Source organism: Roseivivax jejudonensis, from assembly GCF_900172265.1.
Lineage (GTDB): Bacteria > Pseudomonadota > Alphaproteobacteria > Rhodobacterales > Rhodobacteraceae > Roseivivax > Roseivivax jejudonensis.
In genome coordinates this window covers 570,646-587,436 of sequence record NZ_FWFK01000001.1, presented here as the reverse complement: position 1 = coordinate 587,436, position 16,791 = coordinate 570,646, and the positions used below count along the sequence as shown (strand labels likewise).

Below are 16,791 nucleotides of genomic sequence, written 5' to 3'. Positions count from 1 at the left end.
CATTCGTCGCCTCAGGCGACCATCTTTTCCGCGCGCTTGAGATCCACCGACACGAGTTGGCTGACGCCCTGTTCCTGCATCGTCACGCCGAACAGCCGATCCATCCGGGCCATCGTCACCGCGTGGTGCGTGATGATGAGAAATCGCGTGTCGGTGCGGCGGCACATCTCGTCGAGCATGTCGCAGAAACGGGTGACGTTCGCGTCGTCGAGCGGCGCGTCCACCTCGTCGAGCACGCAGATCGGCGCGGGATTCGCCAGGAACACCGCGAAGATGAGTGCGAGCGCGGTCAGCGTCTGCTCCCCGCCCGATAGCAGCGACAAGGTCGACAGCTTCTTGCCCGGAGGCTGGCACATGATCTCGAGGCCGGCCTCGAGCGGATCGTCGCTCTCGACCATCACGAGGTTGGCCTCCCCGCCGTTGAAGAGGTGGGTGAACAGCATTCCGAAGTTGGCGTTCACCTGTTCGAACGCGGTGAGCAGGCGCTCCCGCCCCTCGCGGTTGAGGCTGGCGATGCCGGAGCGCAGCGTGCGCACGGCCTCTTCGAGATCGGCCTTTTCGGTCTGCAGCGCGTCGTGCTCGGTCTGGACCTCGCGCGCATCCTCCTCGGCCCGCAGGTTGACCGCGCCGAGCGCGTCGCGCTGGCGCTTGAACTGGTTCACGCGCGCCTCGATGTCCTCGGCGCTGGCGAGCGTTTCGGGATCGATGTCGAGCCGGGCCAAGAGCTCGTGCGGGGTCGTCTCCTGCTCGTCCGCGATGCGCTCGGCGGCGGCGGTCACGGCCTCATCCGCAGCCTCGGCGCGAGCTTCGGCGCGGGCGCGGGCCTCGCGCGCCTCGGAGGCGACGCGCTCGGCCTCGCGTTCGGCGGCGACGCTTGCGCGCAGCGACGTGTCCGCGGTGGCGAGCGCGTCTGCCGCAGCCCGGCGTCGTGCCTCGGCGGTGTCGATGTCGCGCGACAGGGCGGCGCGCTTTTCGGCCAGTGCATCGGGGGCGCCGCGCGCCTCCGACAGTTCGGCCTCGGCGGCCTCGCGGCGCGAGTCGAGCTCGGTGGTGCGGGTGCGCGCGGTGTCGAGCCGGCGCCGCCAGCCGGCCAGCTCGTCCGTGACCTTGGCGGCGCGGTCGCGGCGGGCCTCGCCCTCGCGGCGGATCTCGTCGTGGGCCGAGCGGCGCGCCATCATCGTCATGCGCGCGGCCTCGACCGTCATGCGGACATCCTCGACCTCGGCGCGGGCGCTCTCCAGGTCCGGCAGGTCGGCGGCGGCGCGCTCGGCCTCGGCCAGCTGCGCGCGGGCCTGCGCGGCCTCCTCGGCGTGGCGGCGGGTGGCGAGGCGTGCGCTTTCGAGCCGGCCCTCGGCCATGTCGCGGTCGGCCTCTGCCCGTGACACCGCGCGCTGGGTTTCAGCGACGCGCCGGTCGGCCTCGCGCCGCGCGTCGCGGGCGGCCTTGTCCGCCTCGGTGAGCTCGGCCAGCCGCGCCGACAGCGCCTCGTGCGCCGACCGGGCCCCGGCCTGCCGGGCCTCGGCGCGCGCGGTTTCCTGCTTCAGCGCCTCGAGACGGTTGAGCTGCTCCAGCCGGAGCGCGGCGGCCGACGGCATGTCCACCGCGGCGGCGCGATAGCCGTCCCAGCGCCAGAGATCGCCCTCGAGGCTCACCAGCCGCTGGCCCGGCGCCAGCGCCGGCTGCAGCCGCGCGCCCTCGTCCGGGTCGACGAGCCCGATCTGCGACATCCGCCGCGCCAGCACGTCGGGCACTGACACGTGGCGGTCGAGCGGCGTGATCCCGGCCGGCAGCGGCTGGTCGGTGTCGTACGGTGCGAGAACCGTCCAGCCCGAGCCGTGGCTGCCGTCGACCTGCGGCGCGCGCAGATCGTCCGCAAGCGCGGCGCCGAGCGCCTTCTCGAAGCCCTGTTCCACCTGCAGCCGGTCGAGAACGTGCCCGCCCTCGGCGGTGTCGCGGTCGAGCAGGCGCGCGAGCGCGCCCACCTCGGCGGCCAGCGCGGCGGTTTCGCCCTCGGCGGCGCTGCGCGCTGCGCGGGCGTCCGCCTCGCGCGACTGCGTTTCGGCGCGCGCGGTCTCGGCATCGGCGAGCACGCGCTCGGCGCGGCCGGCGGTCTCCTGCGCCGCGGCGGCGGCGGTTTCGGCCTCGGCGAGCGTGGCGGCCGCGGCAGTCTTGCGGGCGGTGGCCTCCTGCGCGGCCGTTTCGGCCTTGGCGGCTTCGCCCTCGCTGCGCTCCGCCGTCTTGCGCGCGTCCGACAGCGCCCGCGTCGCGGATTGGTGCCGGGCGGACAGCCGGGCCATGTCCTCGGTCTTTTCCGCGAGCGCGGCCTCGCGGGTCTCGAGCACCGACGCGGCCTCGCGCGCGGCCTCGGCCGCCTCGGCCAGCCGTTCGTCGTGGCCGTCCTCGGCCGCCGCCAGCGCTTCGGATTCGTCCTCGAGCGCGCGGATCGTCTCTCCGGCGTCGCGGTCGAGACCGCCCTCGCGCTCGATGTCTTTGGTCAGCTGGGCGATGCGCGCCGTCAGGGTCTCGATCGCGGCGCGCGCGCGCTCCTCCTCGGCGGTGAGGGCGTCGCGTTCGACGCTCAGGCGCTGCAGGATCGCGGCGGCGATCGAATCCTCTTCGCGGAGCGGGGGCAGCGCGGCCTCGGCCGTCTCTCGCGCCGTCGCGGCGCCGCGCGCGGCGGTTTCGGCCCGGGCTGCCTCGGTCACCGCGGCGCGCAACGCGGTCGCGGCGGCGGCGCGGGCCGCATCGGCATCTTTCCAGCGCCGGTAGAGCAGCTGCCCCTCGGCCGCACGGAGATCGGCGCCGATCGCGCGGTAACGCGCGGCCTGCTTGGCCTGCCGCGCGAGGCTCGCCAGTTGCGTCGCGAGGCCCTCCACCACATCGTCGACGCGGGTGAGATTGGCCTCGGTGTTCTTCAGTTTCAGTTCGGCCTCGTGGCGCCTCTGGTAGAGGCCGCCGATCCCGGCCGCGTCCTCGAGCACGCGGCGGCGCGACTTGGGCTTGGCGTTGATCAGCTCGGAGATTTGGCCCTGCCGCACGAGCGCCGGCGAATGCGAGCCGGTCGCCGCGTCGGCAAACAGCATCTGCACGTCGCGGGCGCGCACCTCCTTGCCGTTCACGCGGTAGGCGGAGCCCACGTCGCGAGTGATGCGGCGAGTGATCTCGAGCGCGTCGGTTTCGTTGAATCCGGCGGGGGCGAGGCGCTCGGAATTGTCGAGCGACAGGGCGACTTCGGCGAAGTTGCGGGCCGGGCGGGAGGCCGCGCCGGCGAAGATCACGTCCTCCATGCCGCCACCGCGCATGGCGGTGGGGCGGTTCTCGCCCATGACCCAGCGCAGTGCCTCGAGCAGGTTGGACTTGCCGCAGCCGTTCGGGCCGACGACTCCGGTCAGGCCGTCCTGGATCAGCAGGTCCGTGGGATCGACGAAGCTCTTGAATCCGGTCAGCCGCAGCCGTGAAAACCGCATGGTGCGCGTCCTTGAACCTGCCTCGATGCGTAATGTGGCGGCCGACCCGGCCCCGTGTCAAAGGCTTTTCCCACGATGTCGCATCGACACGTCGATTATCCACAAGATATTGACGATCGAGCAAGCGCTGGCGGGGTTGACGGATGGCGCATCGCCGGACTTTGCTCTGACTCGGGTCAAGGGTAGGGGAATGCGATGTCCGTCAGGATCGCGCCAATGTCGCCCGATGCGCCGCCGGTGCGGGCGCTTATCGAGGCGAGCCATGCGTTGATGTGCGCGCTGTTTCCCGCTGACGAAAATCACATGCTCGATCTCGACGCGCTCGCGGGGCCGGATGTCCGGCTGTGGGGGGCAGAGGCGGAGGCCGAGGTGCTGGGCTGCGTCGCGTTGCAGCGGCACGCGGGGTACGGCGAGGTGAAGTCCCTGTTCGTGGCGCCGGAGGCGCGGGGGCTCGGCCTCGGGCGCAAACTGCTGCTGCATGTCGAGGCGGTGGCGCGCGAGGAGGGTTTTTCGCTGCTGCGACTGGAGACCGGCAACAAGCTTGCGGCGGCAGGGGCGCTCTACGCGCAAAGCGGCTATCGCCAGCGCGGCCCGTTCGGCGGCTACGCTGCGAACGGATCAAGCGTGTTCTACGAAAAGCCGCTGGGCGGCGGCGCCCGGATCAGCGGCTGAGGGGCACGGCCGCCGAGGCGCGGATGCCGGGGAGACCTGCGCAGTCGAGCCCGAGTTCGCCGTGGACCGCGCCGGGCGGGGCGTCGAGGTCGAGCGCCAGGCAGTCGAGTTCGGGCGGCGGATCCGGCGGGCGCGGCGCGATCCGTCCGGGACAGTCGAGGCCGAGGCGCAGTTGTGCCGCATCGCCCCGGATCCACGCGACCCCGCAGCCGGTGGCGCGCGCGACCGCGCGCCCGGCGCGGCGCGCGACGGCGGGCGTCGAAGGCGCCGGCTCCACGCTCGTGCGGATGACATCGGCGGCGTCGCCATGGCGAAAGAGCAGGAAGCGGCTCGGCCCCTCGGCCAGCGCGCGGGCCGGGCCCGCGGACAGACTCGGGGCGGGGACGTTGCAGGCGGCGGCCAGAAGAAGCGCGAGGAGCGCCGCGATGGAGCGAAGGACCGACATGCGCCGCAATCTGACATGATATCCTGAAAGGGGCCTTAACGGCGCCAATCCGCAAGAAACGGATCGCGCCACCGGCGCGGCCTGCCGTAGAACGGGACACGTGCCAGCATCGGACCCCATGCCATGACCGACCAGACCCCGATCCCCGAAACCCGCCGCTACCATTTCGACGTGATGCGCCGCGCGATCGACCTCGTCGACGAGATGGGGCCGCAGGCGCGGCTCGACGACCTTGCCGCCGCGATGGACATGAGCCCGGCGCATTTCCAGCGCGTCTTTTCCGAATGGGCCGGAGTCAGCCCCAAGCGGTTCCAGCAATACCTGACGCTCGGGCACGCCAAGGCGCTCCTGGCCGAGCGGTTCACCACGCTGGAGACGGCGCACGCGACCGGGCTGTCGGGGTCGTCGCGCCTGCACGACCTGTTCCTGCGGTGGGAGGCGATGAGCCCGGGCGACTGGGCGCGTGCGGGTGACGGGCTCGACATCGCGTGGGGCTGGTTCGACAGTCCGTTCGGACCGGCGCTCGTCACCGGGACGGAGCGCGGGATCTGCGGCATCGCCTTTGCCGCCGAGGCGGGCGCCGACGCGGCCTTCGCCGATCTGACCGGGCGCTGGCCTTCGGCACGTTTCGTCGAGGCGCCCGCCCGCCTGCGCCCGTGGGTCCTGTCGGCCTTCGGCGCGGCACCGGACCCGGCGGCGCCAACGCCGCTGTTCCTGATCGGGGCGCCCTTCCAGATCAAGGTGTGGGAGGCGCTGATGCGGATCCCGTCTGGCCAGGTGACCACGTATTCCGAGATCGCCGCCGCGATCGGCCACCCGAAGGCCGTGCGCGCGGTCGGCACGGCGGTCGGGCGCAACCCGGTCAGTTTTCTCATTCCCTGTCACCGGGCGCTGCGCAAATCCGGAGGGCTCGGGGGGTATCACTGGGGTCTGCCCGTCAAGCGCGCGATCCTGGCGTGGGAGGCCGCGCGAGAAGACGGCTGACACCATCGGTGTCGGCGGAGTCTTGCCGGTTTTCGTCGCGTTGTTATCGCTTGACCGCGGGCAGGTGGCTATACAGGCGGGCGAGCCCGCATGTCGCGGGACGCACCACAACGAACACACGAGGCACAGTCATGCTCCGCGCTCGAACGTCCCTTCTTCTCGCCTCCGCCGCGATGCTCGCCGTCGCCGGCTGCACCGAACAAATGGGCGGCCTGAACGACCCGAACAACCCGCGCCGCAACACCCAGCAGGGCGCGCTGATCGGTGCGGGCCTCGGTGCCATCGCGGGTGCGGCTCTCGGCAACGATGCCGAGGAGCGGCGCGCGAACGCTGCGGCCGGCGCGCTGATCGGCGGCGGTGCCGGCGCGCTCGTCGGCAACGAACTCGACAAGCAGGCGGCCGAGCTGCGCAATTCGGTCGGCAACAGCCAGATCGACGTGCGCAACACCGGCGACCGTCTGATCGTGACGCTGCCGCAGAACATCCTGTTTGCCACCGACAGCGCTCAGGTGTCGTCGTCGATCCAGGGCGACCTGCGCGCCGTCGCCGGCAACCTGTCGCAGTACCCGAACCAGACGATCCAGGTGATCGGCCACACCGACAACACCGGCGACGCGTCGTACAACTACGACCTGTCGCAGCGCCGCGCGCAGTCGGTGTCGGGGATCCTCGTCGCCAACGGCGTGTCCTCGGGCCGGATTCAGGCGATCGGCCGCGGTGAGGATCAGCCTGTCGCGTCGAACCTGACGCCCGAGGGCCGTCAGCAGAACCGCCGGGTGGAGATCGTGATCCTGCCCAACGCCTGATCGCGGGCACCAATGGACGATGCAGGGCGTCGCGGCTTGCCGCGGCGCCCTTTTGCATCAGGTCTTGCGCGAATTCAGCCACCGGGGAGAGACATCATGTCCGATCTCGTCCTTGCGGGACTGTGCGGTTCGCTGCGCGCCGCGTCGACCAACCGTCTTCTTCTGTCCGAAGCCGTCCGGCGGTTCGGGCCCGCCACGTTCGAGGCGGGCGACCTCGACCTGCCGATCTACAACGGCGACGTGGAGGATGCCGGGATCCCGGCGAAGGTGCAGGCGCTGTCGGATCTCGTCGGCCGCGCCGACGCTGTGATCGTCTGCACGCCGGAATACAACAAGGGGATCTCGGGCGTCCTGAAGAACGCGCTCGACTGGATCAGCCGGACCGAGGGCAACCCGTGGCGCGACAAGCCCGTCGCACTGATGTCGGCCGCGGCCGGCGCGGCCGGGGGCGAGCGGGCCCAGAACATGGCCCGGCTCTGCCTGACGCCGTTCCGGCCATACCTGTTGCCGGGGCCCGAGGTGTTCGTGCGGCAGACGGGATCGAAATGGACCGACGACGGCCGGCTGAACGACGCGCAGGCGGCCAAGCTCGTCGATGACCTCATGGGGCAGTTGCGGAGCGTGGCGGACGCCCGCCGCATCGCGCGCGCCCCGGCCTGAGGCAGCGGCGCCTCAGCAGCCCGTGCCGTGCAGCACGACGCCCACGGTGCGGCCGAGGATCCTCAGATCGGTCCGGAACGACAGGTCGCGCAGGTAGGCGTGATCGTAGGAGGCGCGCTCCGCAAAGCTCGACTCGTTGCGGGTGGCGGTCTGCCAGTAGCCTGTGATCCCCGGGCGCAGCGCGTAGTAGGCGGTGCCGGGGTAGAGGTCGCGCTGGTTCACCATCATCGGGCGCGGCCCGACAAGGGACATGTCACCGACCAGCACGTTCCAGAGCTGCGGCAGCTCGTCGATCGAGGTCTTGCGGATGATGCGGCCGATCGGGGTGATACGGGGGTCGTTGCGCAGCTTCTGCGACACCGTCCACTCCATCCGCGCGGCCGGATCCGCCTCGAGATGCGCCTCCAGCCGGCTCTCGGCGTCCGGCACCATGCTGCGCAGCTTCCACATGCCGAAGATGCGGCCGTTGCGGCCAATCCGGCGCTGCCGGTAGAACGGAGAGCCGCCGTCGACGGCGATCGCGGCGAGGATCGGAGCGAGCGCCAGCAGGACCGGGATCGCGGCGAGCAGCACGATCGCGATGTCGAGGACGCGCTTGAAACCGTCGCGATAGGCCGCGGTGGGACCGGGGAGGAAAAGGTCCGCGACGAGCGTGTCCAGCTCTCTGGCGGTTTGGGCGGGCGGCCTGAATTGAAGTGTCACGATGCCCTCCAGAGGCAGCGTGGACGCGTCGTCGCCATACGCGCGCAATTCTCGTAAGACACGAAATTACCGTTCACCGCACGGGGTGCGGCGTGACGGCGCTCCGGCCGGTCTGCGGCAATGTCACGTGATCGTCAGATCGTGCGCGTCAGGTCGCTGTCGCACCCACTCCCACTTGTCAAAAAGCACCAGCCCCCTGAGTGCCGAGATGAAATCCATTATCAAAACCGGGCCACTGCCCGATGCCTAAGTTGTGCAAATGAGGCCAAATTTAGTCAATGTGCCTCACAGCGTTTCATCCTCTGCGGGAAAACGCGGTGGCGTGGGCGGTGTCGCATGACCGTACGGAGGCGGCCGAAGCGGACCGGAAATATACACGCCGCGGATGCGTCATTTCCGCGATAGGACTAACGCAGATTGTATCATGGCGCGTGGCAAAAGAGGAAACAAAGCGACGCGAAATGCACCGGAGGGTTGTGCCGATATCGCGCCGTGTGGGTGTTGTGCGCCGAAGACAGCGATACGTGGTGTCCCCGGATCGAGCCGGGTTGCTGGCTATTGCCGTAGAGGAAACAATCGGCGGCCTTTGCAGACAGCGAAAATCCCGTCTCACGCGCGGTCTGGGTCCCCTGCCGCGGGCGCCGTCAAAGCGATGTCGGAGCCGCCGCTCTGACACGTTGGAGGTGCATCCGAATCTTCACGAAGTGTTTCAATTTGGGCGGAGAAGCGGCCTTTTGCCGGCATGCAAGCCTTAATTCGGCCGGAATCTGCCCGAATCGCCCCGGCACATTTCCGGCTTTGCCCCATTTCCGACACCTTCCGGGACCTCGCCCGACCCGGCCGGGCGTCCTGCCGCAGGCGTGGACACTCCGACGTCGCCTTGTCACCGCGTCATCCGCTGGCTATCTGCCAAAAGAACGGGCGACAAGGGCACGGCATGGCGACACATCTGCACCAGAATGACCTTCCCGACGGTCTCGACCTCGGGCCCGTGGTCGCGATCGACTGCGAGACGATGGGCCTGAACCCGCATCGCGACCGGCTGTGCGTTGTGCAACTGTCGTCGGGCGACGGAGATGCCCACCTGGTGCAGATCGCACAGGGGCAGACGCAGGCGCCCAATCTCGAGCGGCTGCTGGCGGATCCCGAGTGCCTCAAGCTGTTTCACTTCGGCCGCTTCGATATCGCGGTTCTGCTGCACACCTTCGGGGTCGAGACGGCGCCGGTGGCGTGCACCAAGATCGCGAGCCGCCTCGTGCGGACCTACACCGACCGGCACGGGCTCAAGGTCCTGTTGCAGGAGCTGCTGGGCATCGACGTGTCCAAGCAACAGCAGAGCTCGGACTGGGGGGCGGAGACCCTGAGCGAGGCGCAGCGCGACTACGCGGCGTCCGACGTGCTCCACCTCCATCGGTTGAAGGACGCCCTCGACGGCATGCTGGATCGCGAGGGCCGCACCGGGATGGCGCAGGCCTGCTGGGACTTCCTGCCGATGCGCGCGCGGCTCGACCTTGCCGGGTGGCCGGACACCGACATTTTCGCTCATTCATGAGCATGGCGATGGCGACACGCTCCACCGGGTCCTACTCGCGCATCGTCGCCTGGTTGAAGCTTCTTCTGCCGCTTGTCGCGCTCGCCCTGTTGTCGACGATATTCCTGTTCGCGCGAAGCTCGGACCCGACGTCCAACATCCCGGTCGCCACTGCCCGCGACCTCGCCGGGCGCGCATCCCAGATGGTGAGCGAGCCGAGTTATTCCGGGACCACCGACAGCGGCGCGACGCTTCGCATGACCGCCGCGAGCGCGCGGCCCGAGGACGGTGACGACGCCACGATCGTGGCCGACAGGCTCGAGGCGGCGATGGAATTCGAGGACGGCAGTCGCATCGACCTTGCGGCACCGGAGGCGAGGCTCGCCGATGCCGAGGATCTCGTCCGGCTGTCGGGCGGCGTGACCATACGGTCGTCACGCGGCTACACGCTCGAGACCGACCGGCTTCAGGCGGCGATGAGCCGGATCGCGGTCGAGAGCGACACGCCGGTGTCGGGGGTCGGCCCGGCCGGCACGCTGCGCGCCGGCGGCATGCGGATCGAGGAGATCGGCAGCGAGGGCGCGACCGCGGGAGATGTGCGGCTGCTCTTCACGGACGGCGTGGACGTGGTATACGAGCCGTGAGCACAACAGGGGACCCGACATGATCCGCGCGCTGACATGCGCCGCCGCGCTGTTCGCGGCCGGGCCGGCCGCCGTGATCGTGGCAGGGTCCGCGACGCTGGCGACACGCGCCGCGGCGCAGGGGGCCGAGGTCGCCTTTGGCGGCATGCGGCAGGATAGTTCGCTCCCGGTGGAGATCAGCGCCGACCAGCTCGAGGTGAACCAGTCGGACGGCACCGCGCTCTACACGGGCGACGTGGTGATCGGCCAGGGAGAGATGCGCCTCGCCGCGCCGCGCGTCCTCGTCGTCTATGCCGAACAGGCCGGCCGGATCCAGCGGCTCGAGGCCAGCGGCGGCGTCACGCTCGTGTCCGGCGAGGAGGCGGCCGAGGCCGAGAGCGCCGATTACGACATCGATGCCGGCACCGTCGAGATGATGGGCAATGTCCTTCTGACACAGGGCGACAACGCCCTGTCGTCCGAGCGCATGGTGGTCGACCTCGACACGGGCCGCGCGCAGATGGACGGCCGCGTTCGGACCGTCCTGCAACCGTCCGACGCGGCCTCCGGCGGGTCCGAGTGAGATGGCGGATCAGCGTCTGAGCGTGGCGGAGGGGCCGCACGGCCTGCAGGTCAGCCATCTGCGTAAGAGCTACCGCAAGAAGGTGGTGATCCGCGACGTGTCCCTGTCGCTCGACCGCGGCGAGGTCGTGGCGCTGCTCGGGCCGAACGGGTCGGGCAAGACAACCAGTTTCTACGCCATCGCGGGCCTCGTGAATCCCGAGGGCGGGCAGGTCCTGATCGATGGGCGCGACGCGACCTACCTGCCGATGTATCGCCGGGCGCGGATGGGAATCGGCTACCTGCCGCAGGAGATGTCGATCTTTCGCGGCCTGTCCGTCGAGGACAACATCCTGTCGATCCTCGAGATTTCGGTGGGCGAGGGGCATGCGCGTCGCCGTCGGCTCGAGGAATTGCTGAGCGAGTTCTCGATCGAGCATCTGCGCCGGGCCCCGGCGCTGGCGCTGTCGGGCGGCGAGCGCCGGCGCGTCGAGATCGCACGCTGCCTTGCGGCCGATCCGAAATACCTGCTGCTCGACGAGCCGTTCGCGGGCGTCGATCCCATCAGCGTTGGCGACATCCGCGCGCTTGTCGCCGATCTGCGCAAACGCGGGATCGGCGTTCTCATCACCGACCACAACGTGCGCGAAACGCTCGAGATCGTGGATCGCGCCTACATCCTGCACGACGGGCAGGTGCTCATGTCCGGCACGCCTGACGAGGTGGTGCGCAACGAGAACGTTCGGCGGGTCTATCTCGGCGACAGCTTCCGCATCGGCTGAGGGCGGCGCGCCGCGCATGCCGTCGCGGGATCGCGCCCGGTTTCCGAAAATCGTGCTCCGGTTTCGTTTGACAGCGGCGGCTCTTCTCGCCTCAAATACCGTAATGACGTCGATCCACCGACCCTGGCGTGCCTGTCCTCCCGCAATCTTCGGGCGCATCGGCACGTGGCGGTGCCGAGCGTCAGATTTCCCGACTTCACCGGCTTTCGGGCACTGGGGTTGCGCCGTCGGCGCCGCTCCGTCCGTTCGTGCCGGGTGACGTCCATTCCGAGAGGGGAGGTTCCATGCGCTATCAGATCACGGGCAAGCAGATCGACGTGGGTGCAAGCCTGCAGACTCATGTCGAGACCGAACTCTCGTCGATGCTCGAAAAGTACGCCGGCCGTCCGACGGACGCGAACGTGATCTTTTCGAAGTCCGGGCACGAGCATGTCTGCGAAGCTGTGGTGCACCTGTCGACCGGTCTCAACTGCACCGCAAAGGGCCACGCGCCCGACATCTACGCCGCGTTCGAGGCCGCGGCCGAGAAGATGGACAAGCAATTGCGGCGCTACAAGCGGCGGCTCAAGGACCACCACAAGGAACGTACGGTACCGGTTGAACTGATGGGCGCGTCCTCGTATATCCTCGCCGGATCACGGGAGAGTGACGAAGAGAGTTCGGAACCCGACAGCCTTCAGCCGATCATCGTGGCGGAGATGGAGACCAAAATCCCGTCGCTGTCCGTCGGCGAAGCAGTGATGCAGATGGAACTCGCCGGCGCGCCGGTCCTGGTGTTCCGGAACGAAAAGAAAGACGGCGTGAATGTCGTCTATCGCCGCGATGACGGCAACATCGGCTGGATCGATCCGTAAGACCCGGCCGCAGGGACATAACAGGGCACAGGCCCGGGAAAGAGCAGGCGCAATGAACGTGAATGATCTTCTCAAGCCGGCGGCGGTGCGCGTGATTTCCGGCGCGTCCAGCAAGAAGCGCCTGATGCACGACATCGGGGACATCGCCGCGTCCGCCTACGGCGTGTCGGCCAACGGCACGGTGGAGGCGCTGATGGAGCGCGAGAGCCTCGGGCCGACCGGCGTCGGTCACGGCGTCGCGCTGCCGCACGCGCGGCTGCCGGAGATCGACTCGGTCACAGGCGCCTTCGTGCTTCTGGAGCGGCCGATCGATTTCGAGGCGGTGGATCGCCAGCCGGTCGATCTGGTCTTTGCCCTGTTCGCGCCCGAGGATGCGGGCGTCGAGCACCTGAAGGCGCTTGCGCTCATCTCGCGCACGCTGCGCGACGGAGCGTTCTGCGCCAAGCTTCGGGCCAACCCGGACCCTGCGAAGATCTACACAATCCTGACGGAAATCACCCCGGTCCAGGCGGCCTGAACCGCCGGGCCGGTCAGGCCCAGTCCGAAAACCCGAACATCAGGTAATCGCGCTGGTAGACTTCCCGCGCGAGTTTCTCCAGCGCAGCGTCGTGGATCTCGGACAGAGCGTGCGGGTGCGCGTCCGGCGCGACGCCGGGCTCGGGCGGGGCGGCATGGCCGACCTGCATCGCGAGCGCCGGCAGATAGGCGGCCATCTCGTCTTCCCGCACGATCATGTCGGGCAGGGCGAAGTCGGCCATGCCCTGCAGGATCTGGCTCTGGCTCGCCCAATGCGCGTCGACCCGCACCGGCGACTGGCCGTTCAGCGTCTCCTTAACGAAGCGCAGGAAACCCTCGAACGCCGCGCGATGCCGCTCTGTCGTGTAGCCCGGATCGCTCGGGTCGTCGGGCAGCGGCAGGTCGTGCTTGTTCACGAGCATCTTGCGGATCGCGGCAAAGCTGCCCGGGCCTGTCGCGAGGATCTTGTCGCAGAAGGCCGCGTGCGCCCGGGCAAGCGGGTGGCGGACCACCGTGAACGTGCGGTGGCCGGGGCGGGCCGATTTCCAGCGGCGCAGCGTTTTCTGGCTGAACTCCGATTCGAGCGCATCAGGGTCCACGCCGTCCAGCGCGGCGAGCCAGTCGGTCACGGCCGTCTCGGGCCCAGAGCGCACGGGCATGAACAGAAGCGGCGTCTTGGCTGCGGCGACGTAGGACGGCACGACCGGCCCGCGCCGCGGCTCGAAATTCGGGGTGCGCGACAGGTTGAACCGGTCGAGCCGGGCCAGCGCGGTCTCCATCTCTTCGAAGTTCTCGACCTTGGTGTCCACCGGATCGGGGTTCTGCCGCTTCAGCGAGGTGTCGAGCGCTTCGAGGCGTTCGGGGATGCCCAGCCACGCGGCGATCCCGTTCATCACCGCGACGTCCTGCAGATCCTCGTAATCGACGTAGAACGCGGTCTGGCCGCTGCGTTGAAGCGCGCCGAGCAGCGCGACCTGGAACGCCTGCAACTCGGACAGGTGCCGCTCGAACTCGGCCCGGTCGAAGCGGGCGCGGCCGTCCTGCCGGCGGGCGACGTTCGTCAGCTTCCACTGTCCGGTGGCCTGCGCGATCTTCCAGCTGACATAGCTGTCGACCGGATTGCGGGTCAGCACGATTTTCGCGGCGCTGGGATCGTCGAGGATCTCCGACAGCACCCGGGGATCGTGGTCGTGAAAATAGCGAAAGCCGCCCATGCCGTGGCTGGCCCTGGCAATCCGCGCGAGCAGCCGCGTCGGATCGGCGTCGCGCGCGGCGCGGTCGAGCCCGAGGATCTCGGTGCCGTTCGGGTAGCCGATGAAATGCGGATTGAACGCCTCGCCGTAGCAGGTCAGCGTCGGAAACGCGTTGAGGTTCGTCTCGAGGAAGTTCGAACCGGTCCGCATCTCGGCGAAGACGACGAAGTAGTCGAAGCGGTCGGTCATCTCGGGGCCTTGGGGCAGGGGGAGGACGGCGTCATCCGGCCGATTTCTTCACGAGGTACGGGCGCTTCTTCGGCGCGTTGCCCGCGCGCGGCGCCGGATCGACCGGGAAGTCCCCCATCAGGTAGGGGTGCATGCCCTGGTTCTTGAGGTTCTGCAGGAACTGGCCGAAGCCCGCGAGGTCGGTCATGCGCGGCGCCTCGGCGAGCCGGCGCTGGGTCTTCTGCCCGATCTCGTCGATGATGACCTGCAGGGGTTCCATCGGCGCCTCGATGAACTCGGCCATCGACCAGATCCGCACGCGCGCCTTGACCTCCGGGTGGCGCAGCTCGCCGATCATGCGGGCCTCGATCTTCTGCAGCTCTGCGGCCTCGGCGCGCAGGTCGGCAAAGCTCTTGTCCGAGCGGAAGAGCGGCACGGCCCAGGCGCCGGAGATGACGGAGATCTGCGCGTTGGGATCGCGGGCCATGTGCCAGTTGATCCAGACGTTGTCGCGGGGCCCGAGCTGAAAGCACTGACGTTCGCCGCGCGTGTTCCAGATGAGGTTCGTCAGAAAGGCGCGCGGATCGGCGTCGCGCAGGGCGGCATTGTCCGGCAGCGCGCCCGCGACGAGAGTCTGCCCGCCCGCGAACTCCGCGCGTTCCGGCGCGAAGAGGTGGCCGTGAACCTGCGCCCCAGTCGTTCGCGCGAGCCAAGTCTCGAAATCCTCGAACAGCTCCGCGAAGCCCTGAAAGACGGAATACTTGCCGGCCGTCACGCCGTTTTCCCATCCCCAGTGCGGATAGCGCGACTGCATGTAGAGCCCGGCGCGGCCGCGCAGCCGGCGCTCGACGGCCTTGGCGAAGATGCGGTCGATCTTGCCGGGGTTCGGTTCCGCCCGGTTCCGGGCCGCCGCGTCTCCGAGGAAGGCGCGGTAGAGCCGGTCCGCGTGCGGCCAGATCTTGCGCGCGACAAAGCAGTCCGAGCGCCGCAGGAGTTGCAGGTGATCGTCGTAGAAGATGTGTGGCTTGCCCTGGTAGTCGAACTTGGACAGCGTGAGCGACCGGCTTTCGATATTTGTCGAGTAGAGCCGCGCGAGCGTCTGGAAATAGCTTTCGTCGGGGATCCAGACGCGGCGGAAATAGCGATCGTAGACCGGGCGGCGCGGATCCTCGAGGATCGCCGTCAATGTCTTGCGGGTCAGGCACCACCACTGGCTGCCCATATGGGGCACGATGTCCTTCGGGATGCGCCGTCGGAAGCCGACGCGCCGCTGGAACTCGGTGAACCGGTCGAAGAGGTAGCGGTTGCGCCGCCACGAGAACGGGAACCGGAGCGTGAAGCGCTCCTCGTCGAGGCCGCCGACAGTCCAGGGCACCTCCGAGGTGGTCGCGCTCTCGATGAAATCGGTGTGCGGGCGGTCGGCGAGGTAGGCGACCAATTCCTCGACCGGGCGCAGGGGCAGGCAGGCGCCGGAGGCCAGGTAGACATGCCGCGCCTCGGGAAACTCCGCCAGCATCCGTTCGCAGGCGTCCTGCGTCGCGGCGACGAGCGCCCAGGTGCCCCAGTCGCACCGGTGGCGGCGCGAGAACCGCACCAGCGGCTCGTCGGAAAGTGCCGCGGTGAACGCGTCGTAGTCGGCCTTGGGCACGTTGCGGTCGGCGTGAATGACAACAGGGCAGCCCGCGCGCGTCCATTGCCGCGCCACCTGCTCGGCCCGGCCGAGCGCGGTATGCACCAGCATGACGATGCCGACCGTCATGCCCAGTTGCCCTTGGACATCAGGCCCAGGATCTCGAGCTGGCGCCAGTTGATGTATTTCTCGGACCACTTGCACCAGAGGTCCGGATTGGACTGCACGCCGTCGGCATAGGCGATGTATTCGCGCGACGCGCCGTAGTGCTGGCGCCGCCGCAGCTCTTCCTCGGCCTTGCCGGTGAAGGTGTCGAGAAACTTGGTGTGCAGCAGCACGCCCGAGGCCTTCTCGCCGCCCCACTCGTCATAGACGAGGTTCAGGCCGCGCGGCAGCAGCATGTGCGTCGACGATACGTAGGTGTAACGGCGGTGCCATTTCACCAGCGGGATCTTGTTGAGCGCGGGCGCCTTCGCAGGCGCGTCGGGAAAGAAGACGCGCGCCCGCGGTCCGCCCTGGATCCACAGGTTGCCGTATTCGGGATTGCGCGCGACCTTGTAGTTCCCGGCGTCGAACCAAGGCGCGACCTCGAGCGGATCCTGACCGGGCCGGTATGGCGTCGCGTCGATCCGGCCCTTGGGATACATGTCGAGCAGCATGGCCGAGAACGAGCGGATCGAGCAGGCATCGAGCCAGTCGGTCAGCCCGCGGATCGGGCGCGTGTCGCAGAACGGGTAGAGAAACAGCTCGTCGGGATCGACGGTGAGGCACCAATGCCCGTGCCCGTAGAGCCGCGCGAGCCGGTTCAGCCAGTCGACCCCGAACGTCGCGCGCTTGTAACTCGCCCGCGTGTGCCAGACCGAGACGTCGGGCTGTCGCGCGAGGAAGTCGAGCGAGCCGTCGGTGGAATCGTTGTCGACGATCAGGAAGTGATCGACGCCCAGGCCGCGGTAGTAGTCGAGGAAATACGGGAGGCGCACACCCTCGTTGCGTTGGCACGAGAACAGGAGCACATCGGACGACCGGATCCGGTCGGTCCGGTTGGCGACGATCCGCAGCTCGCGGCCTTTCCGCGTCGCCCGGATGATCCTGCGCTTGCGGCGCAGTCGCATCCGGTAGGAGTCCCATACGCCCACG

At 69.0% G+C, this 16,791-nt stretch carries 16 protein-coding genes; 10 read left to right on the top strand and 6 right to left on the bottom strand.

Annotation, left to right across the window (positions count from 1 at the left end):
- Positions 1 to 11 precede the first annotated feature (11 nt).
- Positions 12 to 3,467: a chromosome segregation protein SMC gene (gene smc, locus ROJ8625_RS02920; protein WP_085790334.1), complete on the bottom strand. Its 3,456-nt coding sequence runs from the start codon at positions 3,465 to 3,467 to the stop codon at positions 12 to 14.
- A gap of 216 nt (positions 3,468 to 3,683) precedes the next feature.
- Here smc and ROJ8625_RS02915 point away from each other — a divergent pair, with 216 nt between their 5' ends.
- Entirely contained in the window at positions 3,684 to 4,139 is a 456-nt protein-coding gene (locus ROJ8625_RS02915) for a GNAT family N-acetyltransferase (RefSeq protein ID WP_234984148.1), read from the top strand.
- Here ROJ8625_RS02915 and ROJ8625_RS02910 read toward each other — a convergent pair.
- Positions 4,129 to 4,584, bottom strand: coding sequence for a hypothetical protein (locus ROJ8625_RS02910; RefSeq protein WP_085790332.1), 456 nt, complete (start codon positions 4,582 to 4,584; stop codon positions 4,129 to 4,131). The two genes, ROJ8625_RS02915 and ROJ8625_RS02910, sit on opposite strands and share 11 nt — an antisense overlap.
- A 123-nt stretch (positions 4,585 to 4,707) precedes the next feature.
- Between ROJ8625_RS02910 and ROJ8625_RS02905 the strand changes: the two genes are divergently transcribed.
- The 3 genes from ROJ8625_RS02905 to ROJ8625_RS02895 all read left to right on the top strand — a co-directional run bounded on the left by ROJ8625_RS02905 (position 4,708) and on the right by ROJ8625_RS02895 (position 7,034).
- Positions 4,708 to 5,568: a methylated-DNA--[protein]-cysteine S-methyltransferase gene (locus tag ROJ8625_RS02905; RefSeq protein WP_085790331.1), complete on the top strand. Its 861-nt coding sequence runs from the start codon at positions 4,708 to 4,710 to the stop codon at positions 5,566 to 5,568.
- Between the two features lie 131 nt (positions 5,569 to 5,699).
- Positions 5,700 to 6,374, top strand: a complete 675-nt coding sequence (locus ROJ8625_RS02900; RefSeq protein WP_085790330.1) for a YiaD family glycine zipper/OmpA-like lipoprotein — start codon at positions 5,700 to 5,702, stop codon at positions 6,372 to 6,374.
- A gap of 96 nt (positions 6,375 to 6,470) precedes the next feature.
- Complete coding sequence (locus tag ROJ8625_RS02895) at positions 6,471 to 7,034, top strand: NADPH-dependent FMN reductase (protein WP_085790329.1); 564 nt, start codon at positions 6,471 to 6,473, stop codon at positions 7,032 to 7,034.
- 12 nt (positions 7,035 to 7,046) lie between these two features.
- Here the strand turns inward: ROJ8625_RS02895 and ROJ8625_RS02890 are convergent, their stop codons facing one another.
- Positions 7,047 to 7,736 (bottom strand): sugar transferase, encoded by a 690-nt coding sequence (locus tag ROJ8625_RS02890; protein ID WP_085790770.1) that lies wholly within the window; start codon positions 7,734 to 7,736, stop codon positions 7,047 to 7,049.
- Between the two features lie 937 nt (positions 7,737 to 8,673).
- Here ROJ8625_RS02890 and ROJ8625_RS02885 point away from each other — a divergent pair.
- From ROJ8625_RS02885 to ROJ8625_RS02860, 6 genes are all read left to right on the top strand, one after another.
- Entirely contained in the window at positions 8,674 to 9,288 is a 615-nt protein-coding gene (locus tag ROJ8625_RS02885) for a ribonuclease D (RefSeq protein WP_085790328.1), read from the top strand.
- Between the two features lie 8 nt (positions 9,289 to 9,296).
- The gene (lptC, locus tag ROJ8625_RS02880) at positions 9,297 to 9,911 is read left to right on the top strand and encodes an LPS export ABC transporter periplasmic protein LptC (RefSeq protein WP_159456709.1); all 615 of its coding nucleotides are present in this window, start codon (positions 9,297 to 9,299) and stop codon (positions 9,909 to 9,911) included.
- Positions 9,912 to 9,930: 19 nt separating this feature from the next.
- A complete protein-coding gene (gene lptA, locus ROJ8625_RS02875; RefSeq protein ID WP_085790326.1) occupies positions 9,931 to 10,473 on the top strand; it encodes a lipopolysaccharide transport periplasmic protein LptA in 543 nt (180 codons plus the stop codon).
- Between the two features lies 1 nt (position 10,474).
- The gene (gene lptB / locus ROJ8625_RS02870; RefSeq protein WP_085790325.1) at positions 10,475 to 11,233 is read left to right on the top strand and encodes an LPS export ABC transporter ATP-binding protein; all 759 of its coding nucleotides are present in this window, start codon (positions 10,475 to 10,477) and stop codon (positions 11,231 to 11,233) included.
- A gap of 284 nt (positions 11,234 to 11,517) precedes the next feature.
- Positions 11,518 to 12,087 carry a ribosome hibernation-promoting factor, HPF/YfiA family gene (hpf, locus tag ROJ8625_RS02865; protein ID WP_085790324.1) on the top strand — a complete coding sequence of 190 codons (570 nt, stop codon included), beginning with the start codon at positions 11,518 to 11,520 and terminating at the stop codon, positions 12,085 to 12,087.
- A gap of 52 nt (positions 12,088 to 12,139) precedes the next feature.
- Complete coding sequence (locus ROJ8625_RS02860) at positions 12,140 to 12,604, top strand: PTS sugar transporter subunit IIA (protein WP_085790323.1); 465 nt, start codon at positions 12,140 to 12,142, stop codon at positions 12,602 to 12,604.
- A 13-nt stretch (positions 12,605 to 12,617) separates the two neighbouring features.
- Here ROJ8625_RS02860 and ROJ8625_RS02855 read toward each other — a convergent pair whose 3' ends face one another.
- The 3 genes from ROJ8625_RS02855 to ROJ8625_RS02845 are packed head-to-tail and all read right to left on the bottom strand — an operon-like array spanning position 12,618 to position 16,766.
- Entirely contained in the window at positions 12,618 to 14,045 is a 1,428-nt protein-coding gene (locus ROJ8625_RS02855) for a sulfotransferase family 2 domain-containing protein (protein WP_085790322.1), read from the bottom strand.
- 31 nt (positions 14,046 to 14,076) lie between these two features.
- Entirely contained in the window at positions 14,077 to 15,783 is a 1,707-nt protein-coding gene (locus ROJ8625_RS02850) for a DUF5927 domain-containing protein (RefSeq protein WP_085790321.1), read from the bottom strand.
- The gene (locus ROJ8625_RS02845; RefSeq protein ID WP_085790320.1) at positions 15,780 to 16,766 is read right to left on the bottom strand and encodes a glycosyltransferase family 2 protein; all 987 of its coding nucleotides are present in this window, start codon (positions 16,764 to 16,766) and stop codon (positions 15,780 to 15,782) included. Before ROJ8625_RS02845 ends, ROJ8625_RS02850 begins: the two co-directional genes overlap by 4 nt.
- Between the last annotated feature and the right edge of the window lie 25 nt (positions 16,767 to 16,791).

Coding starts and splice junctions, on each gene's coding strand:
- ROJ8625_RS02885 (WP_085790328.1), top strand. CDS start 8,674: ATGGCGACACATCTGCACCAGAATGACCTTCCCGACGGTCTCGACCTC.
- ROJ8625_RS02845 (WP_085790320.1), bottom strand. CDS start 16,766: ATGCGACTGCGCCGCAAGCGCAGGATCATCCGGGCGACGCGGAAAGGC.
- ROJ8625_RS02895 (WP_085790329.1), top strand. CDS start 6,471: ATGTCCGATCTCGTCCTTGCGGGACTGTGCGGTTCGCTGCGCGCCGCG.
- ROJ8625_RS02900 (WP_085790330.1), top strand. CDS start 5,700: ATGCTCCGCGCTCGAACGTCCCTTCTTCTCGCCTCCGCCGCGATGCTC.
- lptA (WP_085790326.1), top strand. CDS start 9,931: ATGATCCGCGCGCTGACATGCGCCGCCGCGCTGTTCGCGGCCGGGCCG.
- smc (WP_085790334.1), bottom strand. CDS start 3,467: ATGCGGTTTTCACGGCTGCGGCTGACCGGATTCAAGAGCTTCGTCGAT.
- ROJ8625_RS02850 (WP_085790321.1), bottom strand. CDS start 15,783: ATGACGGTCGGCATCGTCATGCTGGTGCATACCGCGCTCGGCCGGGCC.
- ROJ8625_RS02905 (WP_085790331.1), top strand. CDS start 4,708: ATGACCGACCAGACCCCGATCCCCGAAACCCGCCGCTACCATTTCGAC.
- lptB (WP_085790325.1), top strand. CDS start 10,475: ATGGCGGATCAGCGTCTGAGCGTGGCGGAGGGGCCGCACGGCCTGCAG.
- ROJ8625_RS02915 (WP_234984148.1), top strand. CDS start 3,684: ATGTCGCCCGATGCGCCGCCGGTGCGGGCGCTTATCGAGGCGAGCCAT.
- lptC (WP_159456709.1), top strand. CDS start 9,297: ATGGCGACACGCTCCACCGGGTCCTACTCGCGCATCGTCGCCTGGTTG.
- hpf (WP_085790324.1), top strand. CDS start 11,518: ATGCGCTATCAGATCACGGGCAAGCAGATCGACGTGGGTGCAAGCCTG.
- ROJ8625_RS02860 (WP_085790323.1), top strand. CDS start 12,140: ATGAACGTGAATGATCTTCTCAAGCCGGCGGCGGTGCGCGTGATTTCC.
- ROJ8625_RS02855 (WP_085790322.1), bottom strand. CDS start 14,045: ATGACCGACCGCTTCGACTACTTCGTCGTCTTCGCCGAGATGCGGACC.
- ROJ8625_RS02910 (WP_085790332.1), bottom strand. CDS start 4,584: ATGTCGGTCCTTCGCTCCATCGCGGCGCTCCTCGCGCTTCTTCTGGCC.